This window comes from Variovorax sp. P1_G12, from assembly GCF_056405555.1.
Map to the genome: position 1 here is coordinate 1 of NZ_JBFUBW010000076.1, position 7,163 is coordinate 7,163.

The following is a 7,163-nucleotide window of genomic DNA, read 5'->3' on the forward strand; positions in this document are numbered from 1 at the left end:
AACAACATCGAGCCCTACCGGTACCTCGTCGCCCTGTTCAAGAAGCTGCCCCTGGCGCAGACGGCTGACGACTACGAGGCGCTGCTGCCCTGGAACATCGAGCTCGGCGCGCTGTAGACCGCCCTGCGCACATCGGTTCCGACACCACGCGCAAGGGCGTGGTTCATTGACGGCTTACGATACAACCCACCTTGACAGAGCACCTCGGACCGGAAGACCATGATCGCCCACCCTGAGCTTTTCATATGACCCCCACCATCACCGCCTTTGAACGGTCGCCCGATCGCGGCAGGGGACTGGCGCGCGACATGCGCGTTCGCTGGGCGCTTGAAGAAGTGGGCCAGCCTTACGACGTTCGCCTCGTTTCGTTCAAAGAGATGAAGGAGCCCGCACATCGCGCGCTTCATCCTTTCGGGCAGATTCCGACCTATGAAGAAGGCGATCTCGCCCTGTTCGAGTCAGGGGCCATCGTGTTCCATATCGCCGAGCGCCATGCCGGCCTGCTGCCAGACGATGCGAAAGCTCGGGCGCTCGCGATCGCATGGATATTTGCCGCGCTGAACACGGTGGAGCCGCCGATCCTTGATCGCGAATACGCCACACTCCTGGAGCGCGACAAGACCTGGTATGGGGAGCGCCTGCCTGTGCTTGAGGATCGCGTCCGTGTACGGCTGAGTGAACTTTCCAGCCGGCTTGGCGATGCAGATTGGCTCGACGGTGCATTCAGCGCCGGCGACCTGCTGATGGTGACGGTGCTGCGCAGGTTGAGCGGGTCGGGGTTGCTGGAGCGATATCCAAACCTTTGCGCCTATGTCGCCCGCGGCGAAGCGCGGCCGGCCTACCAACGCGCTTTCGCCGATCAACTGGCGGTGTTCACTGGCAAGGTCCAGGGCGACTGACTAGGTCTGCTCTGGGCCCCGCACCGGCTGTACGCTTCGCTCCGAAGCGGCTGTTCAAGCGCCCCAGAAATTCGGTTGCCTAAAGCCCGAACTTCTGGAGGACGGCGGGTAACAGCTGCGCGAGCAGCACCGTGCTCACCACCCACATCACGATGCTGTTCTTGGCCTCGGCCAGATCGGCCTTGGTGGCGAAGCTCTTGCAGCCCTCCTCCATGCGCGTCTCGATCTTGACCAGGCGCATATCGATGGCATTGAGCCGCTCGCCGGTCTTTTCGGCGAGGGCCGGCGGCGGCGCTCGAAGGCGGTGATCGCGCCACGGATCGTCCGCGCCCTCGTCATGGGGCAGGGTCATGGCGCCTGTTCGTCGCCCGCTGCGGCCACAAAGCCCGGGCAAGACAAAACAGGACAAAAGCCCTGCTTTGCAGCCAACGGTTTCATCTCAGCTGATACTTTTTTGCGAATTGCGGGAATGCTTCATCCGGGGTGTCGCCGCGCGGGCGGCTTACCCCTTCAATTTCATCGACCTCAAGCCCCTGGAAATTGACCGCCCAGACGGAGCCGGATTGATTCACTCGCGCAGATGCCCGAGGCAATCGACGTATTGCTGGAATCGGGCGTCGCAGGCACCGTCGGCTCCGGAGGAGTCACCTCAGCCGGTCTGACCGGACCGCGTCCACGCCCAGCCACGCATTGATCTTGCGAAACAACATCTGGGTGGCCGCCCGTACGCATGGGTCCGCCGCCACGGGTGCGCCTCGACGCCACCCGACCGGAGGCGCCCATCGTGGACGCAATTTCGCAAGAAGAACTGAGATATAGATCTTTTAAATTATTTTGAATTGAAACAAAACGAACGAAATTGTCAGTCGATTCGAAGAATTGACAATTGAATGACAGATGATTTCTTGTTTTCGAGAAAAATTCAAGGGTTCAGCACGATCTTTGTCATTGCGCAATCAATTCATGGGTATTTCAACCTAGCATTGCAAGCGCACATCCTCCCTCAGTTCTTTCACTCACAAAATGCAACGTGCAGATTAGTCAATCCGTAGTATCCGTCGATCGATTTCAGGTCTTTGTAGAACATTACAAATCGGATTCCTCCAAGCCTTCGGTCATCCTGGTGAATGGGGCCCTGGCGACCATCGCCTCTTTCCGGCAGATGGCCCGGTCGCTGACCGATCACTTCAACGTGCTGCTCTACGACCTGCCGCACTCGGGCCAGTCCAGGGAACACAACGCGAAGCTCGGCCTGCTGTCAAAGGACGACGAGGTGGCCGTGCTGCTCGGCCTGATCGAGCAGTTCTGCATCCATCACGTGGTGTCGGTCTCGTGGGGCGGCGTGGCCAATTTGCTGGCCTTGGGCAAGCGCCCGAGGGGGGTGCGCAGTGCCGTGGTCGGTTCGTTCTCGCCGACCCTCAACGGGCCGATGCGCGACTATGTCGACGGCGCCCGGGTCTTCATCGATGCCAAGCAGTATTCCAAGGCCGCGCACCTGCTCAACGAAACCGTGGGCAAGCATCTGCCGCGCCTGCTCAAGCTCTACAACTACCGCTATCTGACGCGGATCGAGGAACCGGAGATCACGCAGATCCGCTTCCACGTGGATCAGATCCTCGGCCTGGACATTGCCAGCCACCGCGAGCGCCTCAAGGCGATCGAGGTCCCCGTGCTCTTCATCAACGGCGAACTCGACGCGTACACGCCGGCCTCGGACGTGCGTGCCATGACGGTTTTCCTGCGCGATTGCGCCTTCGTCACCATTCCGGGCGCCGGCCATTTTCTGGAGGTCGAGAACCGGGCCGCCAGCATCCGCGTGCAGCAGACGGTGCTCGAGTTCCTGCGCCACGGCCGCAGCGAACCGTCCTCGGCAGGTCGCGCCCGAATTCCGGGATGAGTCCCCCAGATCCGAAGCAGGGGAGCCACAATTCGGGCGCCGGCCTGCACCTTCTGATCGTCGCCCTCGGCTCCGCCGGCGACGTGCACCCCTTCCTGGCGATCGGACGGAGCGCGCTGGCGCGCGGGCACCGCGTGTCCCTTTGCACCAGCCCGGCCTTCCAGGCGCTGGTGGAGGCATGCGGGCTGCGCTTCCTGCCGGTGGGCACGGCGGCCGAGTACGAGGCGGCGATGGCCGACCCGGCGCTCTGGCACCCCCGCAGTTCGCTGCGCACCTTGTGGCGCGTGCTCGCGCCTTCGGTCGCTCCGCTTTTCGACCTCCTGCGGCAGGAGGTCCGGGCCAGCCGCGCGGCCGGCGAAGACGTGGCGATGCTCGGCTCCCTCTGGGCCTTCAGCGCACGCGTGCTGCAGGAAGCCGAGCAGGTGCCCTACCTTTCGGCGCAGGTGTCGCCGTCGACGCTGCTGTCGGCCATGTCGCCGCCCACGCATGCCGGTTTTTCGCTGCCCGCATGGTGGCCGCCGGGCTGCCGCCGCCTGGCCCTGTGGCTGATCGAGCGTCGCGTGATCGACCCGCTGATCGCGCCGGACCTCGAGCGGCTGCGCCGCGGCGAGGGGCTGGCCCCGACCCGGCGAATCCTGGGTCGCTGGGTGCATTCGCCCCAAGGCGTGCTGGCGCTGTTCCCGCCATGGCTGGCGCCGGTGCAGCCCGACTGGCCGCATCCCCTGCACTTCGCCGGTTTCGGATTGTTCGAGCCGCCCTCCCCGCGGCCCGAGGGCGCTCTGCTGGACGACGGGCTGCAGGCCTTCCTCGACGCCGGCCCCGCGCCGGTGGTGGTCACGGCAGGCTCGACGCTGCTGCGCGGACAGGACTTCTTCAGCAGGGCACTGGAAGCCGTCGCCGGACTGGGCCTGAGGGCGGTCTTCATCGGCGCCGAGTCGCTGATGCCGGTGCTGCCCTCCACGGTGCTGCAACGCCGCTTCGTTCCGCTGCGTCCGCTGCTCGAGCGCAGCGCGGCGCTGCTGCATCACGGCGGCATCGGCACCACCGCATTCGCCTTCGCGGCCGGCGTGCCGCAGCTGCTGATGCCCTTCGCCCACGACCAGTTCGACAACGCCTGTCGCGTGGTGGCCCAGGCGTGCGGCCTGCAGCTTCCTTCGAACGCGGGCTCGCATGCAATCGCCGGCACCCTGTCGAGATTGCTGACCGACGAGGCCGTCCATGCCTCCTGCGACCGGGTTCGCGCCTGGACCTTGCGCGACAGCGGCGCCGGGGCCTGCGCGCGCGCGGTGGATCTGCTGGAAGCGCTGGCCAGGGGCCAGGGCGTGGCGGCCCCCCCCGGACCTGCGGGACCCTTGCCGCACCGCCCCCCGCCCTCCCGCGTCGGCGGTCGAGGTTGCCCCATGAAAACGACGCAGCCCGGCGCCGTGGTGGTGTTGTACAAGCCCTCGCCGATGCAACTGACGCATGTCGGCACGCTGGCCGCGCAGGGCGTTCCGATCGTGGCGGTCGACAACTCGCCCACGGAGCTGACCGGGGTGAGGGCCTGCCTGCAGGCTGCCGGCGTCCACTGCATCGCGAACCGAAACCAGGGCGGCATCGCGCGCGCCTTCAACCTCGGGATCACGGCCCTGGCCGAGCGCGGAGTCAACGCCCATGTGCTGCTGGACCAGGACTCGGTCCTGCCCCGGGGCTATTTCGAGGTCATGGCGCAGGCCGGCGATGCCTGCCGCACGGCGGGACATGAACGCTTCATCCTGGGCCCGAAGATCTTCGACACCAAGGTCCAGGAATTCCTGCCGACGGTCAGCGGCAAGGGCTCGAGCCTGCGCCGGCTCGACGTGAACGCGCAGCAGAGCGGCCATGACTTCGCGAGCCTGCTGCGCTGCTCCTTCCTGATCTCCTCCGGCTGCGTGGTCTCGGACGACGCCTGGCAGACGCTGGGCCGATTCCGGGAAGACTTCGTCATCGACCATGTCGACACCGAGTACTGCCTGCGTGCCGTGGGCCAGGGGGTCTCGATGTTCATCGTGCCTTCTCTCACCTTGCGCCATACCCTGGGCGATCGCATCCACAAGCGCTTCGCGGGCGTGCGCATCGGTGCCCTCAACCACGACGCCACGCGCCGCTACTACCTGGCCCGCAACGGTCTCGCGCTCTGGCGCCTGCATCCCTCGCTGTTCACCGGCGTCGCGGTGGTGAACCTGCTGACGCTGCACCAGTTGCTGGCCATCTGGCTGCTGGAGTCGAACAAGAGGATCAAGACCCGGGCCCTGCTGAGAGGCTGGATCGATGGCCTGCTGCGCCGCAGCGGCCCCATGGATGCGCTGCATCCCGAACTGGCCCGGCGCTGCGCCGCGAGCCGGGACGCCCGCTGACCATCACGCGCCGCCGCCCTGCCTGGCGGCCATGTCCTTAACCCCAGCGCCGCCGGTCCTGCCCGCGGCCGAGACACTTGAATGAACAGAACCTTGAAATGGGTCCTCGCGGCCCTGATCCTGCTGTTGCTTGCAGGCGCCGCCCTGCGTGCCATCGGTGCCAAGGCGACGAAGGCCCTCGGCGACACCGCGGCCGAGCCCGTGCTGGCGCTTTCCGCGCAGGAGGTGACGCGGGCCGGGCGCCGCGCGCTGGCCGAGACGCTGCCGGTCTCGGGTACGCTGCGCGCGGTCGATTCGGTGCAGGTCAAGGCCCGTGTGGCGGGTGAGCTGATCGGTCTCACGGTGCGCGAGGGCGACACGGTCGCGGCGGGCCAGGTGATCGCCCGCATCGACCCGATCGAATACCGCTCGCGCGTGCGCCAGGCCCAGGAACAGGCTGATTCCGCCCGGGCCCAGGCCGAGGTGGCGCAGCGCACCTTCGACAACAACAAGGCGCTGGTCGAGGAAGGCTTCATCTCGCGCACCGCGCTCGACACCTCGCAGTCGAACCTCGATGCGGCGCTGTCCACCCACCGCGCCGCACTGGCCGCGGTCGAGATGACGCGCAAGTCGCTCGACGACACCGTGCTCAAGAGCCCGATCGCGGGCCAGGTGGCGCAACGCCTGGCGCAGCCGGGCGAGCGCGTGGGCGTCGACACCCGGATCATCGAGGTGGTCGACCTGAGCCGCATCGAGGTCGAGGCCGCGCTGGCCGCGGCCGACTCGGTCGCGGTGCGCGTCGGCCAGCGCGCGACGCTGCAGATCGAGGGCAGCAGCGTCGCCGACCCGAAGAGCGGCGAACGCAGCGTCGGCGCCAGCGTGGTGCGCGTCAATCCGAGCGCGCAGGCGGGCAGCCGCAGCGTGCTGGTCTACCTGCGGCTCGACCGCTCCACCGGTTTCCGCCAGGGCCTGTTCGCGCAGGGCACGATCGACGTCGGCCGCACCGAAACGCTGGCCCTGCCGCTGAGCGCGGTGCGCACCGACAAGCCGGCACCCTACGTGCAGATGGTGGTCGACGGACGCATCGTGCACCGACCGGTCGAGACCGGCCTGCGCGGCCAATTCGACGGCCAGACGATGGTCTCGGTGCGCGGCATCGACGACGGCGCGGTGGTGGTGGCCGGCAGCCTCGGCCCGCTGCGCCAGGGCACCGCCGTGCGGCTCGCGCCGGCCACTGCCGCGCCCTGAGGACCGAACAGCATGTGGTTCACGCGCGTCAGCCTCCGGAATCCGGTCTTCGCGACCATGCTCATGCTCGCCCTCGTGGTGCTGGGCGCCTTCTCGTACCAGCGGCTGAAGGTCGACCAGTTCCCGAACATCGAACTGCCGGTCGTGGTCGTGGTCACCGAGTACCCGGGCGCTTCGCCGGAGGTGGTGGAAAGCGAAGTCACCAAGACGATCGAGGAAGCGGTCAACTCGGTCGCTGGCATCAACAACCTGACCTCGGGCAGCCACGAGGGGTATTCGGTGGTCATCATCGAGTTCCAGCTCCAGGTCGACGGCCGCAAGGCGGCCGAGGACGTGCGCGAGAAGGTGGCCGGTGTGCGGCCGCTGTTCCGCGACGAGGTGAAGGACTCGCGCGTGCAGCGCTTCGACCCGGCCGCGCGCGCGGTGTGGTCAGTGGCGGTGCTGCCCGAAGGCGGCACGGGCGCTCCTTCGGAGGCCGGCGGGAGTGCCGGCCTCCGGCCGCCGAACACGGTCGAACTCACCAACTGGGCCGACCAGGTGCTCAAGAAGCGCCTGGAGAACGTGCGCGGCGTCGGCTCCGTCACGCTGGTCGGCGGCACCAAGCGCGAGATCAACATCTATCTCAATCCGCAGGCGATGGAGGCCTTCGGCGTCAGCGCCAGCCAGGTGGTGGACGCGGTGCGCAGCGAGAACCAGGCGCTGCCGGTCGGCTCGGTGCGCTCGCTCGAGCAGGACCGCGTGGTGCAGATCGATGCCCGCATGGAG

At 67.2% G+C, this 7,163-nt stretch carries 8 protein-coding genes; 6 read left to right on the top strand and 2 right to left on the bottom strand.

What is annotated here, in order from left to right; genetic code table 11:
* Together AC1D2O_RS37390 and AC1D2O_RS37395 are read left to right on the top strand one after the other, a co-directional pair.
* The coding region (locus AC1D2O_RS37390) for a transposase domain-containing protein (protein WP_478158904.1) at window positions 1-117 on the top strand (117 nt) is incomplete at its 5' end.
* 128 nt (window positions 118-245) lie between these two features.
* A complete protein-coding gene (locus tag AC1D2O_RS37395) occupies window positions 246-899 on the top strand; it encodes a glutathione S-transferase family protein (RefSeq protein WP_478092787.1) in 654 nt (217 codons plus the stop codon).
* A gap of 79 nt (window positions 900-978) precedes the next feature.
* Here the strand turns inward: AC1D2O_RS37395 and AC1D2O_RS37400 are convergent, their stop codons facing one another.
* Both AC1D2O_RS37400 and AC1D2O_RS37405 read right to left on the bottom strand, forming a co-directional pair.
* A complete protein-coding gene (locus AC1D2O_RS37400) occupies window positions 979-1,251 on the bottom strand; it encodes a hypothetical protein (protein WP_478092789.1) in 273 nt (90 codons plus the stop codon).
* An 82-nt stretch (window positions 1,252-1,333) separates the two neighbouring features.
* Window positions 1,334-1,471, bottom strand: coding sequence for a hypothetical protein (locus AC1D2O_RS37405; protein WP_478092790.1), 138 nt, complete (start codon window positions 1,469-1,471; stop codon window positions 1,334-1,336).
* Between the two features lie 458 nt (window positions 1,472-1,929).
* Between AC1D2O_RS37405 and AC1D2O_RS37410 the strand changes: the two genes are divergently transcribed.
* From AC1D2O_RS37410 to AC1D2O_RS37425, 4 genes are all read left to right on the top strand, one after another.
* The gene (locus tag AC1D2O_RS37410; protein ID WP_478092792.1) at window positions 1,930-2,796 is read left to right on the top strand and encodes an alpha/beta fold hydrolase; all 867 of its coding nucleotides are present in this window, start codon (window positions 1,930-1,932) and stop codon (window positions 2,794-2,796) included.
* The gene (locus AC1D2O_RS37415; RefSeq protein WP_478158901.1) at window positions 2,793-5,171 is read left to right on the top strand and encodes a nucleotide disphospho-sugar-binding domain-containing protein; all 2,379 of its coding nucleotides are present in this window, start codon (window positions 2,793-2,795) and stop codon (window positions 5,169-5,171) included. Before AC1D2O_RS37410 ends, AC1D2O_RS37415 begins: the two co-directional genes overlap by 4 nt.
* Window positions 5,172-5,264: 93 nt before the next feature.
* Window positions 5,265-6,398, top strand: coding sequence for an efflux RND transporter periplasmic adaptor subunit (locus AC1D2O_RS37420; RefSeq protein ID WP_478158902.1), 1,134 nt, complete (start codon window positions 5,265-5,267; stop codon window positions 6,396-6,398).
* Window positions 6,399-6,410: 12 nt separating this feature from the next.
* On the top strand, window positions 6,411-7,163 hold a 753-nt coding region (locus AC1D2O_RS37425; protein WP_478158903.1), incomplete at its 3' end, for an efflux RND transporter permease subunit.